We start from the raw sequence: 20,123 nt of genomic DNA on the forward strand, positions 1-20,123 counted from the left end.
CGTGGAAGAAGCCATCGCGGAACACCTGGGTGAAGAAGATGGTCACACCGTCGCGGGCGAGCTTCGGGATGTCGACTCCGGCGGCGCGGAGCTGCTCGACCTGGCTGATCGGCGTGCCGACCATGCGCTCCATCACCAGCACGTTCTCGCTGATGTGGTCCCAGACCATCTCCGGCACCATCAGCAGTTCGAGCCCGCTCATGTTGCGGCGCAGCTGCGCGGCGTTGGCGGCCTCGCGGCCGAGGTCCAGCTCGTCGTGCAGGTACTTGTCGAATTCGGCCACCACCTCGCGCGGACGCAGGCGCCGGCCATCGGCGGACAGCCGCTCCAGCCACTCCGCACCCTTGCGCAGCAGGCCGAGGTCGGCGTCGATCACCGTCAGCACGTTCGGCCGCAGCACCTTGACCGCCACCGGTCGCCCGTCGTGCAGCACGCCGAAGTGCACCTGCGCGATCGAGGCACTGGCCACCGGGTCGGCGTCGAACTGCGAGAACACGGCCTCGATCGGCTTGCCAAGCGAAGTTTCGATGATCCGGCGGGCCTGGTCGCTCGGGAACGGGGGAACACGGTCCTGCAACTTCGCCAGCTCGTCGGCGATGTCGGGCGGCAGCAGGTCGCGCCGCGTGGACAGCACCTGGCCGAACTTGACGAAGATGGGCCCGAGCCGCTCGAAGGCCAGCCGCAGCCGCTCGCCGCGCGGGGCATCCAGCCTGCGCCCGACCGCCAGCACGCGCGCCAGCAACCGCAGGCCGGGGTGGCGCATCTGCGCGAGCACGAGCTGGTCCATGCCCTGGCGCAGCATCACCCACGCGATCAGGGCCAGCCGGGGCCAGTGTTTCATGCTGGACGGCGCACGCGCTGCACGAAGGCACCGACCGTCTGCGCCAGCCCGCGGCCGAGCTGGCCCAGCACGCGCGCAGGACCGTCGCCGACCACGCGTGCCAGGTCATCCTCGATGTCCCAGCGCAGGTGGTCCGCCAGCCAGCTCACCTCGGCGGCCAGCGCCGCGTCGCCGCGGATGTCCATCGGCGGGCGCCCGGCCATGCCACCGAACACCCAGCCCAGCAACGCCGTGCCGTCGAGCGTGACCATCAGCGTCTGGTCGTCACCCACGCCGACCGGCACGAGCAGCATGTCCTCGTCCAGATCGAGCAGTCCGGCCGGCGAGATGGCCCACACCGCACGCGGCGGCGGTGGCAGCATCGCCGGCCACTGGTGCCATTGGACGCCGATGGTGCGGCCGACCTGACCGGTCAGGCGGCGGGTGGCTTCAGGTTCGGCGCTCAGCACGTGGTTGAGCAGCAGGGTGACGCGGCCGAGGGCCTCGCGTCCCAAGGGTTCCAGCAGGGCTTCAAGCATCCTGTGATTGTAGGTGGGCGGTGAAATTGCTCGCTCCGGGTGGGCGGATCGACGCTGTTCATCGGCAGGTCAGCGGATCGGGGTGCGGGTTTGCCACAATTCACCGCATCGCAGTTGCCTGAGAAACCATCCCCATGCCCACCATTCTCCTGACCGGCGCCACCGGCTACATCGGCTCGCACACATGGATCGCGCTCAAGGAAGCAGGTTTCAAGGTGCTCGGCGTGGACAACTTCGCCAACAGCTCGCCGGTCGTGCTGGACCGCCTGGCCACGCTGCTGGGCGAGCAGCCGGTGTTCGAGGAGGCGGACGTGAACGACACCGCCCGCATCGAAGACATCATCGCCCGCCACGGCGTCTCGGCCGTCGTCCACTTCGCCGCGCACAAGGCGGTCGGCGAGTCGACGCAGAAACCACTCGAATACTTCCGCAACAACCTCGGCGGGCTGGTCAGCGTCGCCACTGCGATGAGCCACCAGGGCGTCAAGGCGCTGGTGTTCAGCTCGTCGGCCACCGTCTACGGCCAGCCCGAGCGCCTGCCCATCACCGAAGACAGCGCGCTCTCGACCACCAATCCCTACGGCATGACCAAGCTGCTGGGCGAGCAGATGCTGCGCGAGCTGGAGGCCTGCGACCCGAGCTGGGCGATCGCCTACCTGCGTTACTTCAACCCGGTCGGCGCGCACGCCAGCGGCCTGATCGGCGAAGACCCGCGCGGCATCCCGAACAACCTGATGCCCTACGTGACGCAGGTCGCCGTTGGCAAGCGCGCCCACCTGCAGGTCTTCGGCGGCGACTACGACACCGCCGACGGCACCGGCGTGCGCGACTACATCCACGTCGTCGATCTGGCCGCCGGCCACGTCGCGGCGCTGCGCCACCTGCTGGAAGCCAGGTCCTCGGTCACGGTCAACCTCGGCACCGGCCAGGGCTACAGCGTGCTGGACGTGGTGAAGGCCTTCGAGCGGGCCAGCGCCCGCCCGGTGCCCTACCAGATCGTCGATCGCCGCCCCGGCGACATCGCGGCCTGCTACGCCGATCCGGGTGCGGCGCAGCGCCTGCTGGGCTGGAAGGCCGAGCGCGGGATCGACCAGATGTGCGAGGACAGCTGGCGCTGGCAGTCGATGAATCCGCAGGGATTCTCGGCCTGAGCCGGCGTCCCATGAACCGGAACTTGTCGACTTTTCTCAACCTGTCGCGCTGGGTGGCGGCCTGGCTGGTGCTGTTCGGCCATGTGCGCCACATCGTGCTGGTTGATCTGGTGGGCGTGCACAAGGCCACCCTCGTCGACAAGGGCCTCTATTTCTTCACCGGCCTGGGCCACGAGGCCGTGGTGGTCTTCTTCGTCATCAGCGGGTTCCTGGTCGGGGGCACGACGCTGGAGCGGTGGCAGCACCGGGGCCCGGATCTGAAGCGCTACGCGATCGCCCGCTTCAGCCGGATCTACACCGTGCTGGTCCCGGCACTGCTCGTCGGGTTGCTGATGGATGTCGCCGGCCTGCGCTGGTTCAACGCCAGCGCGCTGTACACCAACGCAGTCCGCTACCACACCATCTCGCTCAACACCGATATCAGCGCCGGCCTGGACACCGGCACGCTGCTGGGCAACCTGTGCATGCTCCAGGGCATCTCGACCGGTATCTTCGGCAGCAACAACCCGCTGTGGAGCCTGGCCTACGAGTGGTGGTACTACGCCCTCTTCGCGCTGCTCGCCACGGCCTGGACCAGCCCCGGTCCAGGCCACTGGCGACCGGCCAGCGCGGTGGCCGGTGTGCTGCTGGCTGCGTGGTTGCCCGCACATGTCACGCTCTGGGGCGGCATCTGGCTGCTCGGGCTGCTCACGCACCGCTGGATCTCGTCGGGCATCTGGCGACCACAGCCGGTCCTCGGCCTCGGTCTGCTGGCCCTGGCCCTCGTCTGGTCACGGCTGAGCCACAACATGGAGAACATCGACCATCCCGAATCGCTGCTGGCCGGATTTGCACGTGATCTGGTGCTGGGGGCAGCGTTCTCGGCCGCGCTCGCCAGCATCACCCGCCTGCAACCCCTCCTGGGCTTCAGCCGCTTCCATGCACGCATGGCCGACTTCTCGTACACCACCTACCTGTGCCACTTCCCTGCGATGCTGCTGCTGATCGCGATCGCCTACCAATGGGCAGGTCTCCCGTTCCAGCTGCAGCCGGACATGCGGGGCATGGTCTATCTGGCAGGGCTGTCGGCGGTGCTGCTGGCGTACTGCCAGGCATTCGCGTGGCTGACAGAACGCCACACGGCGGCGGTGCAACAGTGGTTGCAGGCGAGACTGACGGAACCGCAATTCACACCGGAAGGCCAGCTCCCATGAAAATCGATTTTGTCTCCGACGTCTCCTGCCCGTGGTGCGCCATCGGGCTCAACGCGCTGGAACAGGCGCTCGCACGGGTCGGCCCCGAGGTGCAGGCCACGCTGCACTTCCAGCCCTTCGAACTCAACCCATCGATGGCGCCCGAAGGCCAGGCCATCGTCGAGCACCTGACCGAGAAGTACGGCATCTCCGCCGAGCAGGTCGCCACCAACACCGAGGCCATCCGCCAGCGCGGCGCGGGCGTCGGCTTCACGTTCGGCATGGGCAAGCGCAGCCGGATCTACAACACGTTTGATGCGCACCGGCTGCTGCACTGGGCTGGGCTGCAGTCCGCAAACGCCCAGCGCCAGCTCAAGCACGCGCTGTTCAAGGCGTACTTCACCGACGGCCTGAGCCCGGGTGACCACGCCGTGCTCCTTGAGGCTGCGACGGCAGCCGGTCTGGACACCGACGCCGCGCGCACCGTGCTCGACAGCGACGCCCACGCCGATGACGTGCGCGAGATGGAAACCTTCTACCAGCAGGCAGGCATCCGCTCGGTGCCCGCGGTGATCATCAACGACCGGCACCTGATCTCCGGCGGGCAGCCGGTCGAGGTGTTCGAGCAGGCGTTGCGGCAGATTGCCGCTCAGGAGGGCTGAGGCCCGCGGCCGGCGGGGCTCTGCGACAATTCCGGCATGAACACCCAGGACATCCCCGCCTACATGGCCCGCGTCGGCGAAGCCGCCCGCGCCGCCGCCACGCTGATGGCCGCCGCCTCGACCAGCGCCAAGAACCGCACGCTCGTCGCCCTGGCCCGCCTGCTGCGTGACAACGTGGCCGCGCTCGACGCCGCCAACGCGCTCGACCTGAACGCTGCCACCGCGAACGGCCTGTCCGGCCCGATGCTCGACCGCCTCAAGCTCGGCGCCAAGGTCCTCGCCACCGTCGCCGAAGGCTGCGAGCAGCTGGCTGCGATGCCCGACCCGGTCGGCGAGATCACCGGGGTCAAGCGCCGCCCGACCGGCATCAGCGTCGGGCAGATGCGCGTGCCGCTGGGCGTGTTCGGGATGGTCTACGAGAGCCGGCCCAACGTGACGATCGAAGCGGCATCGCTGGCGATCAAGAGCGGCAACGCCTGCATCCTGCGCGGTGGCTCGGAGGCGATCCACTCGAATCTGGCGCTGTGGAAGCTGGTGCAGGCCGCGCTCGTCGAAGCCGGTCTGCCCGCCACCGCCGTGCAGCTCGTCGAGACCACCGACCGCGCCGCCGTCGGCCAGCTGATCGCGATGCCTGCGTTCGTGGACGTGGTCATCCCGCGCGGCGGCAAGGGCCTGATCGAGCGCATCTCGGCCGAGGCCAAGGTGCCCGTCATCAAGCACCTCGACGGCAACTGCCACACCTACATCGACGCGCAGGTCGACATCGCGCAGGCGCTGGTCGTCACCGACAACGCCAAGACACAGAAGTACAGCCCCTGCAACGCCACCGAGTCGCTGCTGGTCCACGCCGATCAGGCAACGGCCTTCCTGCCGCAGATCGGCGCCATCTTCGCCAGCAAGGGCGTCGAGATGCGCGCCTGCCCGCGCGCCAAGGCGGTCCTGTCGGACGTGCCGGGCGCGACCGTGGTGGACGCCACCGAAGCCGACTGGTCCGAGGAATACCTGGCGCCGGTCATCAGCGTGAAGGTGGTCGACACGCTGGACGAGGCCATCGCCCACATCAACCACTACAGCTCGCACCACACCGACGCGATCCTGACCACCAACCACCCGAACGCCATGCGCTTCCTGCGCGAGGTCGATTCGGCCAGCGTGATGGTCAACGCGAGCACACGCTTCGCCGACGGCTTCGAGTACGGCCTGGGCGCCGAGATCGGCATCTCGACCGACAAGTTCCACGCACGCGGCCCGGTCGGGCTGGAGGGGCTGACGTCGATGAAGTGGGTCGTGCTCGGCCAGGGCGAGATCCGGCAATGAACGCCACCGCCGCCCGCGACCCACGCACCGCCCTCGTGCTCTTCTCGGGCGGCCAGGACTCGACCACCTGCCTGGCCTGGGCGCTGGAGCGCTTCCGGCGCGTCGAGACCGTCGGCTTCGACTACGGCCAGCGCCACCTGATCGAGATGGACTGCCGCCTGACCGTGCGCGAGGAGTTGCGCGTGCAGTTCCCGCACTGGGCCGACCGGCTTGGCGACGACCATGTGCTCGACCTCGGCCTGATCGGCCAGCTCTCCGACACCGCGCTCACCGCCGAGCGTGAAATCGAGTACCAGGCGAACGGACTGCCCAACACCTTCGTGCCCGGCCGCAACCTGCTGTTCCTCGGCTTCGCGGCGACGCTGGCGTACCGACGGGGGGCCTCGGTGCTGGTCGGCGGCATGTGCGAGACCGACTATTCAGGCTACCCGGACTGCCGCGACAACACGCTCAAGGCGCTGCAGGTGGCGCTGTCACTCGGTCTGGCCACACCGATGACGCTGGAAACGCCACTGATGTTCCTGACCAAGGCGCAGACCTGGGACCTGTCCGAACAGCTGGGGGGGCAGACGCTGGTCGAGCTGATCATCGCGCACACCCACACCTGCTACCTCGGCGAGCGCGGCACGCGCCACCCGTGGGGCCACGGCTGCGGCCACTGTCCGGCCTGCGAGTTGCGCCATGCGGGTCACACCGCCTGGCTGGCCGACGCCGGCTGACCCCGGCGGCCACCGTGCCGCCCACCCTGGAGACACGAGATGGACATTGCCACCCTGGTGATCCTGGCGGTGCTGGCCTTCTGGATGCTGGGCGCCTACAAGCGCCTCAAGCGGCTGCGCGCCAAGACCCACCACAGCTACGACCCGCTGGCCAACCACCTGCGCCAGCGCCATGCCGTGGCACTGGCTCTGGCGCAGGCCGCCCGCCCGCTGCTGTCCGGTGACCAGCAACCCGTGGCCGCCCAGCTGATCAATGCGGCCCGGCAGGCCGGCCGCGCCACGGACGAGGCACAGGCCCGCAGCATGCGCGGCCATGCGCTGCAGGTGGTGGGGGCCGCCGAAGAGTCGCTCGGCGCCCTGCTCGACACGCTGGTCGGCGAACTGCAGGACCTGACCTCCGGCCTCGGCCCCGAGCCCGCCGTCACCGAACTGCTGCGCCAGCGCGATGCCCTGCAGGAGCAGATCCACATCAGCCGGCTGGTCTACAACCGCGAAGCCGAGCGCTACAACCACGCGCTGCACGTGTTCCCGACCACACTGGTCGCGCTGGCCTGCCGCTTCAAGGACGCGCCCCTGCTGTCCGGCCACACCACGCTGCGTCTCAAAGGCCAGCCCAGCAAGCCGATGCCGCTCTGAACACAGCCCGGCAGAAACACTTTTCGGCTGGACAAGGCCACGCCTCGGAAGGCAGGATGCCAAGACTTGCCGGATTTGCAACTTTTGTTCCATGCACGCCCCTCCTCTGCCGCGCACTCCGCCCAGGCTGGACCCCGAGTCGCAGGCGGTGTGGTTGCGGCTGACACACCTGCGCACCGAAGGTGAGCGGCGGGCCGCCGTGCTCGCGCTGTTGATGACGCCGGACAGCGACCGCGAACGCCGCGCCTGGCTGGACACCATCCGCAGCGTCGAGACAGGCACACAGGTGCGCGACTGGACACAGCGGCTGCCGCCGAGCGCACGCTGGCCCGCCCTGGCAAGGCTGCTCCAGCAATGCGCCACCGAACCCCTGCAGCAGCGCCAGGCCCTGCTGCAGAGCCTGCGCCGCATGATGTGTGCCGATGGCCAGATCCGCCCGCTCGATCGGCTGGCCTGGCTGGCGGCACGCCACCTGCTGGCAGGGCCGGCCCGTCCACACCGAGGTGGCGTGCGGGAACACAACGAACTGGAACACCTGCCGCTCGCACTGCGCCAGGCCATCGCGCACTTCACCGCCTACCTCGCCCGGATGGTCCCGGAGGGTGCGCCGGACGTGGCCGGTGTGCTCGTCGGCGCGGCCGGCACCACCTGGTACGACGCGGTGATGCGCGGCGTCTGGGGCACCGAAGCCCACCCGCCAACCTGCCACGTGCCCGATGTGGACGGCCTCGGCCGGGCGCTGCAGACGCTGCAGGCGCTGGGCTGGATGCACCGCCCGGTGCTGGCACGGCTCTGGACCGACGCGGCCACCACCCGCCCGGGTCTGCGCGTGCATGCAGGCGAAGGTCTGCCAGTGGCCGCCGAGGCACTCTGGCTGGCCTGCGCACTGCTCGATACACCACAGCCGCCCGCCCTGTCGTGCCACTTCATGCAGGCCGAGAGGCCCTCCGGTCAGGAACTGCAGGCCGGCGGCACGTAGACTGCCGCCCGTGAACTCCACCGCTGCAACCTCCTCCCACGCGCACAGCCTGCCGCTGTCCCGCCTGCTCGCCCACACGGCCGACGCCGTCGCCGCCGTGCGCGGCGGCCGCTCGCTGACGGAAGCGCTGGCCGCCTGTCCGTCGGTCGCCCGCCCAGGCACCCAGTCCCTCAGCTTCCACGTCATGCGCTGGATGGGCGGCGCCGAGGCCGCCCGCGAGCGCCTGGCACCGCGCATGCCGCCACCGCGCGTCGATGCGCTGCTGATCACCGCACTGGCCCTGCTCTGGCCGGACGCGGCCGCGCCCTACCCGGACCACACGCTGGTCGACCAGGCCGTCGCCTGCGCGCACCAGATCGCCCCCAAGAGCGCGAGCTTCGTCAACGCGATCCTGCGCCGCTTCCTGCGCGAGCGGGACGCGCTGGTCGCCGAGCTGAAAGCGACGCTGCCGGTCGCCCGCCACCAGCACCCGCGCTGGTGGATCGACCAGCTGCAGCGCGACTGGCCGCGCCAGTGGACCGAACTGCTGGCCGAAGCCAACCAGGCCGCGCCGATGGTACTGCGCGTGCATGCCAGCCATGGCGACGCGGTCGGCTACGTGGCCGAACTGGCCGCGGCGGGTCTTGGCGCGATGGCCGTCGGCGTCCACGCGGTCGTGCTGGACCAGCCGGTGCCGGTGCAACAGCTGCCCGGCTTCGCGGAAGGCCGGATCTCGGTCCAGGACCTGTCCGCGCAGCGCGCCGCACCGCTGCTGCTGGGCACCGGGCCGGACGCCCTGCCCGCCGGCGCCCGCGTGCTGGACGCCTGCGCCGCACCGGGCGGCAAGACCGCGCACCTGCTGGAGCTGCGACCGGATCTGGAGCTGCTCGCCCTCGACAGCGACGCCGTCCGGCTGAAGCGGGTCGAGGACACCCTGGCGCGCCTGCACCTGCACGGCGCCCGCACCGCAGCCGCCGATGCCCGCGACACCGCAGCGTGGTGGGATGGCCGCCCCTTCGACGCCATCCTGCTCGACGCGCCCTGCAGCGCATCGGGCATCGTCCGCCGCCATCCGGACGTGCGCTGGCTGCGCCGCGCCAGCGACATCGGCGACCTCGCCCGGACCCAGCGCACGCTGCTCGACACGCTGTGGCCGCTGGTGCGCCCGGGTGGACGGCTGGTGTATGCCACCTGCTCGGTCTTCCGGGCGGAAGGGGCTGGGCAGATTTCGGCGTTTTTGCAACGCCACGCCGAGGCCCGCGCCGGGCAGGCCCCCGGCCACCTGCTGCCGCTGACCGACAATCCGTCCCAGCACGGCGCCACCGTGCCCATCCCGGCCGGCGACGGCTTCTTCTACGCCCGGCTGGACAAGCAGCCCTGATCCGTTCTTCACCCACTCCGGAAACCCCGGCCCCACGCCAACGTGCCACACGTGTCGATGCCCCCGATTGCCCGCAGCGCCGACAGTCCGAAGCGCCTGCGCACGGCTGCAGCCATGTGCCTGGTGTGGCTCAGCCTGCTGCTGACCACGGCACCGGCACATGCGCTGGACCTGCTGCGCCTGGACGCCCAGCGCAGCGAACGGGGCGTGCTGGTGAATTTCGAGACCCACTTCGACCTGCCGGGAGGCGTGGAAGACGCATTGCAGCGGGGTGTGGCGCTGCACTTCCTGGCCGAGGCCGTGCTGATGCGCTCGCGCTGGTACTGGCGCGACAAGGAACTCGCCCGCGCCACGCGCACCTGGCGCATCGCCTACCAGCCGCTGACCTTCAGCTACAAGGTCAGCCAGGGCGGGCTGTCGCAGACCTACCGCTCGCTCGGCGAAGCGCTGCGGGCGCTGCAGCGCTTCAGCCAGTGGCGCATCGCCGACCAGGTGTCCGCCGACGAGGACCGCTGCTACATCGAGTTCACGTACAAGCTCGATACCGAACAGCTGCCGCGCCCGCTGCAGATCGGCATCGGCAGCCAGCCCGAATGGACGCTGGGGGTGGCGCGCACCATCGCCCTGCCCGACTGACCCTGCCGATATGAGCCGCCGTTCACTGCGCTGGACCCTGCTGATCGCCCTGCTGGCGGTGGGTGGAACCGTGCTGGTGCTGGCCTTCCTGCTGTCGATCGCCACCAACAACCGCGCGCTCTACGAACGCCATTACGAATGGCTGCTGTGGGTCAACATCGGTGTGGCCACTGCGCTCGGACTGGTGATCCTCGTCGCACTGACCCACCTGGCACGGCGCATGCGCCACGGCAAGTTCGGCAGCAAGCTGCTGTTCAAGCTCGCCGCCATCTTCGCCTTCGTCGGCGTGCTGCCGGGGGCACTGATCTATGGCGTGTCCTACCAGTTCGTCTCGCGCTCCATCGAGAGCTGGTTCGATGTCGAGGTCGAAGGGGCGCTCGAATCCGGTCTCAACCTTGGCCGCACCACGCTGCAATTGCTGGTCAACGATGTCGCCACCAAGACCCGGCTGGCCGCCGAAAACGCCACCGAGAACGCCGATCGGCTCAAGCTGCTGACGCTGGAGCGCCTGCGCGAGCAGCTTTCGGCGCAAAGCGTGGCACTGCTGTCGCCGACCGGGCAGGTGATCGTGTCGGCCGGCGGCGTGGTCGGCGCAGCCATGCTGCCCGACCGGCCGACCACGGCCATGATGCGCCAGGCGCGCAACCTGCGCGTCTTCGCCCAGCTCGAAGGCCTGGACGCGGACACGCCCCCCGACCCCAAGAACCTGGCCGCCAACCAAGCCCGCGTGCGCGCCATCGCCTGGATGCCCTCCACCAGCTTCAGCCTCGGCAACGAGGACCGCTACCTGCAGGTCACGCAGCTCGTGCCCCCGGAGCTGGCCGCCAACGCGCTGCGCGTGCAGACGGCCTACAGCGAGTACCAGCAGCGCGCACTCGGTCGCGGCGGTCTGCGCAAGATGTACATCGGCACGCTCACGCTCACGCTCATCCTCGGCGTCTTCAGCGCGCTGCTGATGGCCGCGGGGCTGGGCCACCAGCTCGGTCGACCACTGGTGATGCTGGCCGAAGGCGTGCGCCAGGTGGCCAGCGGCGACCTGAGCCCGACCGAGGTCTTCGCCTCGCGCGACGAGCTGGGCGGACTGACCCGCTCGTTCGCCGTGATGACGCAGCAGCTCGCCGATGCACGCGGACTCGTGCAGCGCAGCCTGGCCGAGGTCGAGAGCGCCAAGACCCACCTGCAGACCATCCTCGACAACCTCACCTCCGGCGTCATCGTCTTCGATGCCGACGGCACCATCAACACCGTCAATCCCGGTGCCACCCGCATCTTGCGGGTGGCACCGAGCGCCTGGACCGGGCAGACGCTGGACCGCCTGCCCGGTCTGGAAGAATTTGCCCGCACGGTCGCCCGGCACTTCGCGACCCACAGCGCCGATCTCGACACCAGCGAGCACGGCGAACCCGGCCGCGGCCACTGGCAGGAAGCGCTGGCGCTGGGCCATGCCGAATCGGGCCAGACGCTGCTCGTGCGGGGAGCCATGCTGCCCGAAGGCGCCCGCCTGATCGTGTTCGACGACATCACCGACGTGGTCTCCGCGCAGCGCAGCGTCGCCTGGGCAGAGGTCGCACGGCGGCTCGCCCATGAAATCAAGAATCCGCTCACGCCCATCCAGCTGTCGGCCGAACGGCTGCAGCACAAGCTCGAATCCAAACTGACGGGCACCGACCAGCAGATGCTGGTGCGCTCGGTCGGAACCATCGTGGCACAGGTCCAGTCGATGAAAACGCTGGTCAACGAGTTCCGCGACTACGCCCGCCTGCCGGCGGCACAGCTGCTGCCGATCGACCTCAACGCGCTGGTCACCGAGGTGCTGGGCCTGTACGCCGTGCAGCAGGAAAGCGGTCGGCTCCATGCCCATCTGGCGCCTGATCTGCCTGCGTTGGCCGGAGATGCGAGCCAGTTGCGGCAAGTCATCCACAATCTGGTTCAGAATGCGCTCGACGCCGTCGACGATCAACCAGGTGGACAGGTCACCATTTCGACCGAGGCCGCGCGGCTGGATGACAGGTCGGCGCGTGCCATTCGCCTCAAGGTGGTAGACAATGGCCCCGGTTTCTCAGAAAAGATCCTGAAACGTGCGTTCGAACCTTACGTCACCACCAAAGCCCGCGGCACGGGTCTCGGGCTGGCGGTGGTCAAGAAGATCGTCGAGGAACACGGCGCCAAGATCCGGTTGAACAACTTGTCCGACGAAACACAGGAAGCTGCCCACGGCCCGACGCGAACCGGGGCGCAGGTGTCCATTTCCTTTTCGCGGTGGGCTCGCCCACCCTCTGCCGACGTCAGCGCGTCCTGATCACCCATGGCCAATATTCTTGTCGTCGATGATGAAATGGGCATTCGTGCCCTGCTGCAAGAAATCCTGACCGACGAAGGGCACAGCGTCGAGCTGGCCGAAAACGCCGCTCAGGCACGCACCCTGCGTGAACGCCAGCGCCCCGATCTGGTGCTGCTGGACATCTGGATGCCCGATGTGGACGGCATCACCCTGCTCAAGGAATGGGGCACGGGCTCGCAGCTCAACATGCCAGTGATCATGATGTCCGGCCACGGCACCATCGACACCGCGGTCGAAGCCACCAAGTACGGTGCGATGGCCTTCCTCGAAAAACCGATCACACTGCAGAAGCTGCTGCGTGCTGTCGAGCAGGGGCTGTCCAAGCCGGCCCCACGCAGTGCAGCGCCGGCTGGTGGCACCAGCACGCCCGAGATGGGCAACCAGGGGCTCGCGCGCATCGAACGCACGGACTATCTGCCTGCCGTGGAAACTGCCCACTACGCCGCGCCCTCCCACAGCCATGCCAACGGCAACGGCAACGGCTCGAGCCTGACGCCCAGCATCACCATGGCCAGCGGCCCGCAGGCCGAGCAGATCTTCTTGCTGGACCGGCCGCTGCGCGAAGCCCGTGATGCGTTCGAGAAAGCCTATTTCGAGTTTCATCTCGCCCGCGAGAATGGCAGCATGACCCGCGTCGCCGAGCGCACCGGGCTGGAGCGCACCCACCTGTACCGCAAGCTCAAGCAGCTCGGCGTCGATCTCACCCGCAACAAGCGGGGTGCGGGTTGAAGCTCTGCAAAAATTTTCGGGCAAAGCTATTGCATGGTTTGAAATTCTCATGCAATAATAGCATTCTCTTGACGGCCAAGTAGCTCAGTTGGTAGAGCAGCGGATTGAAAATCCGCGTGTCGGTGGTTCGATTCCGCCCTTGGCCACCAGAATTCAGCAAAAAACGGGTTAGGTGCTAAAGCTCCTAACCCGTTTTTTTCTGCCCCAAACGCACCAGGACTTCTGCATCCAAAGCCTTCACCACGGAACGCTCTTCCACCTCAATGAATCCGCCGGTTTGGCCCAATTCGGCCTGGCCCACACGAAAGTCGTCGCCTACCTGAGCGAGTCCGTGTGCAGAGCGCGTTTCAAGCCCACGCACCAGAACGCCAGCTTCTCCGAACTGCTGGCGACCCACGCCGAACACATCACCGCCGCGGTGCTGCGCCGGTTCATCTCAGGAGCCGAAAGCATTTTCGTGCTGCGCCCGATCGACTTCTGATCGACGGCGGCGGCTCAGAAGCGCTCCCAGTCGTCGGTGCCAGCGTGCTCCTGCGCAGCCTCTTGTGGCACAGGTGAAGGTGGTGCAACGTACTCGGACTGGTATGCACTCGATTTGGCCGCCTTCTGCGCAGCGTCGGAGCGGGTCACGTTGCCGCCGACCCGGTCATCGCCGCGGCGCGCAGAGCTGCTCCCGGCTTCGTTCGCGACCGACAGATGTGCCATTGCGCTCACGCCCGGACCTGCAACACCGACAGGCCCGAGTTTGAACAGCGCCACGGCCTGCACCAGATCGTGCGCCTGCTGCTTGAGGCCTTCCGCCGCTGCCGCCGACTGCTCGACCAGCGCCGCATTCTGCTGGGTCACCTGGTCCATCTGACTGACGGCCTGTCCGACTTGCTGCACACCGAGACTCTGCTCGGCGCTGGCCGCACTGATCTGGGCAACGATTCCGCTGACACGCTTGATGGCACTCACCACTTCGTCGACCGTGCGGCCCGTCTGGTTGACCAGCGCGGAACCTTGTTCGACACGCTCGACGCTGGTGTTGATCAGGGTCTTGATTTCTCGCGCCGCGGCGGCCGAACGCTGCGCCAGCGAGCGCACTTCCCCTGCCACCACCGCAAAACCACGGCCCTGCTCGCCAGCCCGCGCGGCTTCGACAGCGGCGTTCAGCGCCAGGATGTTGGTCTGGAAGGCAATGCCGTCGATCACCCCGATGATCTCGGCGATCTTGCGCGATGCCGCACTGATGCCATCCATCTTTTCCACGACCTGCCCCACCATCTCGCCACCACGCACCGCGATGCTGGTGGCGCTCTGGGCCAAGGCGTTGGCCTGCTGGGCACTGTCAGCGTTGTTGCTGACCGTCGTGTTGAGCTGGTCCATCGTGGCGGCGGTTTCCTCCAGCGCACTGGCCTGCTGCTCGGTACGGGCGCTCAGGTCCAGATTGCCCTGGGCAATCTGCACACTGGCCGTGGCCACGCTGTCGGCGTTCTGGCGCACGCTGCCCACCACCCGGATCAGCGAGGTCTGCATCGCGGCCATCGCCGTCATCAACTCGCCCAGCTCATCGCGGGACGTGGCTGGTGGTGCATTGCTCAGGTCTCCGCTGGCGATGCGCACCGCCGAGGCATGTGCCGATTCCACCGCGTCCGAGATCGAACGCGCCACCGTCCGGCCCAAGGCCAGCCCCAGCGCGCTCAGCAGCAGACAAGTGCCGATCAGCAGCCATTCGAACTGACGGACCTCCTGCATGTGCGCAGCCAGTTTCGCCTCCAGGACCTCGCTGGACTGCTGCTGCAGTCCGTAGACCTGGTCAATCGACTCCGTCATGACCTTGAAATAGTCGGTCGATGCCAGCGTCAGCGCGGCAGCATCCACGATCTGTTCCCGCATCAGCTTCTGCGCCGTCGCGGTCGCCGTCTGGACGCGGACCAGATGGTCGGCCAGGCGGGCCTTCGCCGCTGGATCCAGGTCGAAGGCCTTTTCCAGATTGAGCGTCACCTCGCGCAACTGGAGCTGTACCAGATTGCCCAAGACCAGCATGCTGGCCTTCTGGTCGGATGTCACCTCCTGCCGGGACAGTGCCAGTGACCCGAAAGCCCGCAGCTGCCCCAGCAGCTCGGACAGCGCAGGCGCCTTTTGCAGCGCGGCGACGGTGAGAAAGTGGGAGCCGGGATCGGAGTCCAGCATCAACCCGGACGCATCCAGCACCCGGCCATGGAGTTCAAATTCGTGCGCAATCAGCGCCGTGTGGCGCTCGAAACTCTGCGAAGCAGACACGTTGCGGCCTGCCACATCCTTGGCCAGCGCATGCCACTCGCCGGCCACCTGCTCCCACTCCGCGCGCATGCGCGGCAACTCGTCCAGAGTCTGGAGCAGGGCGTTGAAGGCCTCGACCGCCTGTTCCGTCTCGGCCTGGCGAGCGCTCCGCTGGGATTCGAGATCGGCCTTGCCACCCAGTGCAGCGGCAGACAGGCCACGGTGCTGCTGGGTGAGCTGGATCACGCGCAGCAAACCATGGGAGGGCGCGATCCCTGCCAGCTCGGCCCGGTCACGCGCCAACTCTCGCTCGACGCTGCCCACGGAGTACGACAGTGGCAGCAGGAGCACCCCCGCAGCGACCGCACTCAGCAGAAAGAATTTGCGCGAAAGTCGAAGGTTTCGGATGAATTGGGGCATGTTGGACTCGTTACTGCAGGATTCGACGCGCTCCCTGCGTGCGGGAATACGCTGAGTGAAGTATCGACATCCCGTCCGCACGCTGTGGTCCGAAGTGCCCGCAGAACGCCCGTCAATTCTGCGGAATTCGGCAGCATCAGGACCAAACGCTGGTCCCAGAAATCACTCACCGGGATCGGTCCTGCCGTCAAGCAGAAATGTGGCGACGTGGACCATGCATGCCGTGCTCTATACACCGCCCTGTATCAAGCGCCCTGCGGCAGGTCATGGTGCCCACCCCGACTGCGGCGCACGATGGCGCCATGAACACCACCACCCTGTCCACCGCGCTGCCACTGTCTGCCGACACCACCGACCCGGAGCGCCGCACATGGCTCCTGGCCGCCGGCAGCATGGGCGCGGCCGCCGTGCTGACCACCGCGGTTCCACTGGTCTCGACCCTCGCGCCGAGCGAACGGGCCCGTGCGATGGGTGCGCCAGTCGAGGTCGATATCGCCGATCTCCGGCCGGGCGAACTCCGCACCGCCGAGTGGCGCGGCAAACCGGTCTGGGTGCTGCGCCGCACGCCCGACATGTTGGCCGGACTGGCGCCACTCGCCAGCCAGCTCGCCGATCCAGACTCGCGCCGTGACCAGCAACCCGCCTACGCCACCAATGTCCAGCGCTCCATCCGGCCCGATGTCCTGGTGGTCGTGGGCATCTGCACCCACCTGGGCTGCTCGCCGTCCGCCGTGCCACAGGGCAGCGCCAACGCCAGCGTCGGCGACCACTGGCCCGGCGGATTCCTGTGCCCGTGCCATGGTTCCACCTTTGACCTCGCCGGCCGCGTCTTCAAGAACAAGCCCGCACCCACCAACCTCGAAGTGCCGCCGCACCGCTACGCAGGGGACACCCGCCTCCTGATCGGCGAAGACAGCGCGACCTGACGCTGGAATCCGCCGCCGCAGAGGTGGCAGCGTCGAGCACAGTGATCTACCCTGTCGGACATCGATGTCCGGAGTTGATCCATGAGGACTGCCCGCGCCCGTGGATCGCCCAGGACAGTCAGGTCACCCGCCCCACCCCGATCACGTTCGACTGATCACTTCGCTGATCCCCTGTCCATGACCTCGACGCAGTTCCCGCTCAAATTCCTCTCCCCCGCCTGGTTCTCGATCGTGATGGGACTGTGCGGCCTGTCGCTGGCATGGCTGCGCGCCGCACCGCTGATGGGCGAGGTCGCCCACCACATCGCGATCGTCTTCGGCGGATTGGCGGCGCTGGTCTTTCTGGCGCTGGCCATCGCGAGCGCCGTGCGGCTGCAGCGCCATCCCGACGCATGGAAGGACGACCGCACCCACCCGGTGCGCCACACCTTCGTGGCGACGATGCCGGTCTCGCTGATCCTGCTGGCCACGGTCGCGGTCGGACTGCTCGGCGCAAGCCCGATCGCCGACGCGCTGTGGTGGGGCGGCAGTCTGGGCCAGCTTGGCGTGACGCTGTGGGTCGTCAGCCGCTGGTGGAACGGCAACAAGGCCGGCGGGCTGCAGTGGCAGGGGGTCACGCCGGCTCTGGTCATTCCGGTGGTCGGCAACGTGCTGGCGCCGCTCGCCGGCGTCACGCTCGGCCATGCCGAGTGGTCGGCGGCGCAGTTCGGCATCGGCGTGCTGTTCTGGCCGGTGGTGCTGGCGTTGCTGGTGGTGCGCATCGCCGTGCAGGGGCTGTGGCCAGAGCGGCTCATGCCGTCGGTCTTCATCCTGGTGGCGCCACCGGCGGTGATCGGCCTGTCGGCGCTGCAGCTCGGCGCGCCACCCGCGCTCGGCTGGATGCTTTGGGGCATGGCGCTGTTCAGCTTCCTCTGGGCAGCCACACTGGCGAAGCGCATCGTCGCGCAGGCGTTCACGATCGCGCACTGGGGACTGTCGTTCCCGATGGCCGCACTGGCCGGGCTGACACTGCAGCTCGCCACGCCGGGCGGGCTGCTGGCCGTCCTCGGGCCGATGCTGCTGGCGCTGACCTCGCTGGTGGTGTTCGGCCTCGGCATGGGCACCGTGCGCGGGCTGCGCCAAGGCACGCTGCTTGCGCCTGAACCAGTGGCCATGATCCAGCCGATCAGCGCACCGGCCTGAAGTCGTCCGGTGCACACGGCCAACGTCATGCGCTGACCCCGGCGTGACAGCCAGCCCGCGGGAGACCATGGTCTGCTGCAGATCCGAGCATTCCGGTACACCACACCATGGCCAACCCCCCCCGCACGTCCGCCACCCCCCACCACGACACCGCCGCCACCCTCGCCCGCTGGGCAGCCGACGAGGCGCGCGTGCGCGCCACGCTGGCTGCCCCCGGCATCGCCCGCCCCGAGCAGATCGCCCACCTGAGCGGTCTGGACTGGTTCGCCGCCATCGGCCGCGGCGAGCTGCCCTCGGTGCCGATCGGGGAGACGATGGACTTCGTGCCGATCGAGTTCGCGCACGGCCGCTTCGTCTTCCAGGGCCGCCCGCACATCCGCTTTGCCAATCCGATGGGCACGATCCACGGCGGCTGGATCGCCACGTTGCTCGATTCATGCGTCGCTTGCGCGGTCCACACCACGCTGCCGGCCGGGCGCGGCTACACCACGGCCGAACTGAAGGTGAGCTACATCCGCGCACTGACGCCGCAGGTCGGGCTGGTGCGCGCCGAGGGGCAGATCATCAACGCGGGCCGACAGGTCGGTTTTGCCGAAGGGCGGCTGGTCGGCGCGGACGGCAAGCTGTACGCGCACGCGACGACGACCTGTGTGGTGCTGGCCGCCAGCCGGGCCACCGGCACCTGAGCCAACCGACGGGCCGGACACCCCCCGCCGTCCAGCAAGGTCAACCACCCAGCCGGAAAGTCGTGACCAATTACCGCCCGCCGGTGTGGTCCGGCATCCGGCTTGCCCGGCGCCTGCCGATAACGACTCGCCACACCTCTTTGCTCCCCCACGCCTTTCCCCCGACCGTGCGAGACACGCATGACCGAAGCACTGGACGACCACTCGATGCAGACCTTGTTCGCCCGCCTGCACCGCACCGAGGCCGACCTGAAAGCGCAGACCGCGCTGCTGCGCACCGTGCTGGACGAAAGCCCGGACTTCATCCTGCTGAAGGACCACGAAGGCCGCTTCCTGCTGGCCAACGAGCCGGTGGCCACCTTCTACGGCACGACCCCGGAGGCGATCGTCGGCCACCTCGACCGCGATTTCGGGGTGCCGCCCGAGATGGCCGAGGCGATGCGCCAGAACGTGCTGGCCATCATGGCCAGCGGCCACACCGAGATCGTGCTGGAGGAGTCGCGCGACGCCCGCACCGGCGAGATCAACCATTTCCGCTCGATCAAGAAGCCCTTCACCGGCCCGGACGGCCTGCCCCGGATCCTCGTGATCGCGCACGACATCACCGACCTGCGCCGCGCGCAGATGCGCGTCGAGGACAGCGAGCGGCGCCTGCTGCACGCGCTGGAGGCCACCGGTGACGCCGTCTGGGACTGGCACCTGCCCAGCGGACAGCTCACGCTGAACCAGCGCTGGTACACGCTGTTCGGCTACGACACAGCCGAATGCAGCGGCACGCTGGATGATTTCTGGCGTTGCGTGCCGGACGAGGAACAGGCCGACGTGCTGCGCGCTCTTGACGACTGCCTCGCCGGTCGCGCCACCTACCTGCAGGAGCACCGCATGCGCCGCAAGGATGGCCGGCTGATCTGGGTGCAGGACCGCGGCCGCATCGTCGAGCGGGATGCGAACGGCCAACCGCTGCGCATGGTCGGCAGCATCGGTGACATCACCCAGCAGAAGCGCGCGCAGGATCTCATCTGGCAACAGGCCAACTACGACACGCTGACCGGCCTGCCCAACCGCAACATGTTCCTCACCCGGCTGCAGCAGGAGATGTCCCGCAGCGACCGCACCGGGCAGTCCCTGGCGCTGCTGATGCTCGATCTCGACAACTTCAAGGAGGTCAACGACACGCTAGGCCATGCCTGGGGCGACATGCTGCTGCAGGAGGCTGCACGCCGGCTGCAGCAGTGCGTGCGCGGCACCGACATCGTCGCGCGACTCGGTGGCGACGAATTCACGCTGGTGCTGGGCGGGTTGGAGGATCCGTCGTCGGTCGCCCGGGTGGCGCAGGCCGTGCTGCAGGCAGTGAGCGAACCCTTCGCGCTGGGCTCGGACCAGGCCTATGTCTCGGGCAGCCTGGGCATCACCCTTTACCCGACCGATGGCGTCCACGACGTCAACGGACTGCTCAAGAACGCCGACCAGGCGATGTACGTCGCCAAGCAGCAAGGCCGCAACTGCAGCCAGTACTTCACGCCCTCGATGCAGCAGGTCGCGCAGGAGCGCATGCGGCTGATTTCCGACCTCCGTCCTGCGCTGGAGAAACAGCAGTTCCACCT

19 protein-coding genes and 1 tRNA gene are annotated in these 20,123 nt (G+C 68.4%); 17 read left to right on the top strand and 3 right to left on the bottom strand.

Annotated features, from left to right (window positions below):
* Positions 1 to 841 (bottom strand): AarF/UbiB family protein (locus AB3X43_RS15000; RefSeq protein ID WP_369430669.1); only part of this gene is annotated, 841 nt, incomplete at its 3' end.
* Complete coding sequence (locus AB3X43_RS15005) at positions 838 to 1,359, bottom strand: hypothetical protein (protein ID WP_369430670.1); 522 nt, start codon at positions 1,357 to 1,359, stop codon at positions 838 to 840. The genes AB3X43_RS15000 and AB3X43_RS15005, both read right to left, overlap by 4 nt.
* Positions 1,360 to 1,493: 134 nt before the next feature.
* Between AB3X43_RS15005 and galE the strand changes: the two genes are divergently transcribed.
* The 13 genes from galE (at position 1,494) to AB3X43_RS15070 (ending at position 13,542) form a co-directional block, all read left to right on the top strand.
* Positions 1,494 to 2,510: a UDP-glucose 4-epimerase GalE gene (gene galE, locus AB3X43_RS15010; RefSeq protein WP_369430671.1), complete on the top strand. Its 1,017-nt coding sequence runs from the start codon at positions 1,494 to 1,496 to the stop codon at positions 2,508 to 2,510.
* 11 nt (positions 2,511 to 2,521) lie between these two features.
* Entirely contained in the window at positions 2,522 to 3,703 is a 1,182-nt protein-coding gene (locus AB3X43_RS15015; RefSeq protein WP_369430672.1) for an acyltransferase family protein, read from the top strand.
* The gene (locus AB3X43_RS15020) at positions 3,700 to 4,344 is read left to right on the top strand and encodes a DsbA family oxidoreductase (RefSeq protein WP_369430673.1); all 645 of its coding nucleotides are present in this window, start codon (positions 3,700 to 3,702) and stop codon (positions 4,342 to 4,344) included. Before AB3X43_RS15015 ends, AB3X43_RS15020 begins: the two co-directional genes overlap by 4 nt.
* 36 nt (positions 4,345 to 4,380) lie before the next feature.
* Positions 4,381 to 5,661: a glutamate-5-semialdehyde dehydrogenase gene (locus AB3X43_RS15025; RefSeq protein ID WP_369430674.1), complete on the top strand. Its 1,281-nt coding sequence runs from the start codon at positions 4,381 to 4,383 to the stop codon at positions 5,659 to 5,661.
* A complete protein-coding gene (gene queC, locus AB3X43_RS15030; protein ID WP_369430675.1) occupies positions 5,658 to 6,380 on the top strand; it encodes a 7-cyano-7-deazaguanine synthase QueC in 723 nt (240 codons plus the stop codon). Before AB3X43_RS15025 ends, queC begins: the two co-directional genes overlap by 4 nt.
* A 39-nt stretch (positions 6,381 to 6,419) precedes the next feature.
* The gene (locus AB3X43_RS15035; RefSeq protein WP_369430676.1) at positions 6,420 to 7,016 is read left to right on the top strand and encodes a LemA family protein; all 597 of its coding nucleotides are present in this window, start codon (positions 6,420 to 6,422) and stop codon (positions 7,014 to 7,016) included.
* 91 nt (positions 7,017 to 7,107) lie between these two features.
* Positions 7,108 to 7,995 carry a hypothetical protein gene (locus AB3X43_RS15040; protein ID WP_369430677.1) on the top strand — a complete coding sequence of 296 codons (888 nt, stop codon included), beginning with the start codon at positions 7,108 to 7,110 and terminating at the stop codon, positions 7,993 to 7,995.
* A 10-nt stretch (positions 7,996 to 8,005) separates the two neighbouring features.
* Complete coding sequence (gene rsmB, locus AB3X43_RS15045; protein ID WP_369430678.1) at positions 8,006 to 9,355, top strand: 16S rRNA (cytosine(967)-C(5))-methyltransferase RsmB; 1,350 nt, start codon at positions 8,006 to 8,008, stop codon at positions 9,353 to 9,355.
* 57 nt (positions 9,356 to 9,412) lie between these two features.
* A complete protein-coding gene (locus AB3X43_RS15050) occupies positions 9,413 to 9,991 on the top strand; it encodes a DUF4390 domain-containing protein (RefSeq protein WP_369430679.1) in 579 nt (192 codons plus the stop codon).
* Between the two features lie 10 nt (positions 9,992 to 10,001).
* Positions 10,002 to 12,290 (top strand): sensor histidine kinase, encoded by a 2,289-nt coding sequence (locus AB3X43_RS15055; RefSeq protein WP_369430680.1) that lies wholly within the window; start codon positions 10,002 to 10,004, stop codon positions 12,288 to 12,290.
* 6 nt (positions 12,291 to 12,296) lie between these two features.
* Positions 12,297 to 13,061 carry a response regulator gene (locus AB3X43_RS15060; protein WP_369430681.1) on the top strand — a complete coding sequence of 255 codons (765 nt, stop codon included), beginning with the start codon at positions 12,297 to 12,299 and terminating at the stop codon, positions 13,059 to 13,061.
* A gap of 73 nt (positions 13,062 to 13,134) precedes the next feature.
* Positions 13,135 to 13,210, top strand: a tRNA-Phe gene (locus tag AB3X43_RS15065).
* 23 nt (positions 13,211 to 13,233) lie between these two features.
* A complete protein-coding gene (locus tag AB3X43_RS15070; RefSeq protein WP_369430682.1) occupies positions 13,234 to 13,542 on the top strand; it encodes a hypothetical protein in 309 nt (102 codons plus the stop codon).
* 14 nt (positions 13,543 to 13,556) lie between these two features.
* On the opposite strand, the gene AB3X43_RS15075 is transcribed toward AB3X43_RS15070, so the two are convergent.
* A complete protein-coding gene (locus AB3X43_RS15075) occupies positions 13,557 to 15,656 on the bottom strand; it encodes a methyl-accepting chemotaxis protein (RefSeq protein ID WP_369430683.1) in 2,100 nt (699 codons plus the stop codon).
* A gap of 371 nt (positions 15,657 to 16,027) precedes the next feature.
* Between AB3X43_RS15075 and petA the strand changes: the two genes are divergently transcribed.
* The 4 genes from petA to AB3X43_RS15095 form a co-directional block, all read left to right on the top strand.
* Entirely contained in the window at positions 16,028 to 16,651 is a 624-nt protein-coding gene (gene petA, locus AB3X43_RS15080) for a ubiquinol-cytochrome c reductase iron-sulfur subunit (RefSeq protein ID WP_369430684.1), read from the top strand.
* A 177-nt stretch (positions 16,652 to 16,828) separates the two neighbouring features.
* Entirely contained in the window at positions 16,829 to 17,833 is a 1,005-nt protein-coding gene (locus AB3X43_RS15085; protein WP_369430685.1) for an SLAC1 anion channel family protein, read from the top strand.
* A gap of 107 nt (positions 17,834 to 17,940) precedes the next feature.
* Complete coding sequence (locus AB3X43_RS15090) at positions 17,941 to 18,519, top strand: PaaI family thioesterase (RefSeq protein ID WP_369430686.1); 579 nt, start codon at positions 17,941 to 17,943, stop codon at positions 18,517 to 18,519.
* A gap of 180 nt (positions 18,520 to 18,699) precedes the next feature.
* A partial coding sequence (locus AB3X43_RS15095; RefSeq protein WP_369430687.1) for a putative bifunctional diguanylate cyclase/phosphodiesterase occupies positions 18,700 to 20,123 on the top strand: 1,424 nt, incomplete at its 3' end.

The sequence above is a fragment of the Sphaerotilus sp. genome (assembly GCF_041083715.1).
Classification (GTDB): domain Bacteria; phylum Pseudomonadota; class Gammaproteobacteria; order Burkholderiales; family Burkholderiaceae_C; genus Sphaerotilus.

Bases quoted from the DNA above. Each gene is read 5' to 3' on its own strand.
- AB3X43_RS15005 (WP_369430670.1), bottom strand. From the start codon at position 1,359: ATGCTTGAAGCCCTGCTGGAACCCTTGGGACGCGAGGCCCTCGGCCGC.
- galE (WP_369430671.1), top strand. From the start codon at position 1,494: ATGCCCACCATTCTCCTGACCGGCGCCACCGGCTACATCGGCTCGCAC.
- AB3X43_RS15015 (WP_369430672.1), top strand. From the start codon at position 2,522: ATGAACCGGAACTTGTCGACTTTTCTCAACCTGTCGCGCTGGGTGGCG.
- AB3X43_RS15020 (WP_369430673.1), top strand. From the start codon at position 3,700: ATGAAAATCGATTTTGTCTCCGACGTCTCCTGCCCGTGGTGCGCCATC.
- AB3X43_RS15025 (WP_369430674.1), top strand. From the start codon at position 4,381: ATGAACACCCAGGACATCCCCGCCTACATGGCCCGCGTCGGCGAAGCC.
- queC (WP_369430675.1), top strand. From the start codon at position 5,658: ATGAACGCCACCGCCGCCCGCGACCCACGCACCGCCCTCGTGCTCTTC.
- AB3X43_RS15035 (WP_369430676.1), top strand. From the start codon at position 6,420: ATGGACATTGCCACCCTGGTGATCCTGGCGGTGCTGGCCTTCTGGATG.
- AB3X43_RS15040 (WP_369430677.1), top strand. From the start codon at position 7,108: ATGCACGCCCCTCCTCTGCCGCGCACTCCGCCCAGGCTGGACCCCGAG.
- AB3X43_RS15050 (WP_369430679.1), top strand. From the start codon at position 9,413: ATGCCCCCGATTGCCCGCAGCGCCGACAGTCCGAAGCGCCTGCGCACG.
- AB3X43_RS15055 (WP_369430680.1), top strand. From the start codon at position 10,002: ATGAGCCGCCGTTCACTGCGCTGGACCCTGCTGATCGCCCTGCTGGCG.
- AB3X43_RS15060 (WP_369430681.1), top strand. From the start codon at position 12,297: ATGGCCAATATTCTTGTCGTCGATGATGAAATGGGCATTCGTGCCCTG.
- petA (WP_369430684.1), top strand. From the start codon at position 16,028: ATGAACACCACCACCCTGTCCACCGCGCTGCCACTGTCTGCCGACACC.
- AB3X43_RS15085 (WP_369430685.1), top strand. From the start codon at position 16,829: ATGACCTCGACGCAGTTCCCGCTCAAATTCCTCTCCCCCGCCTGGTTC.
- AB3X43_RS15090 (WP_369430686.1), top strand. From the start codon at position 17,941: ATGGCCAACCCCCCCCGCACGTCCGCCACCCCCCACCACGACACCGCC.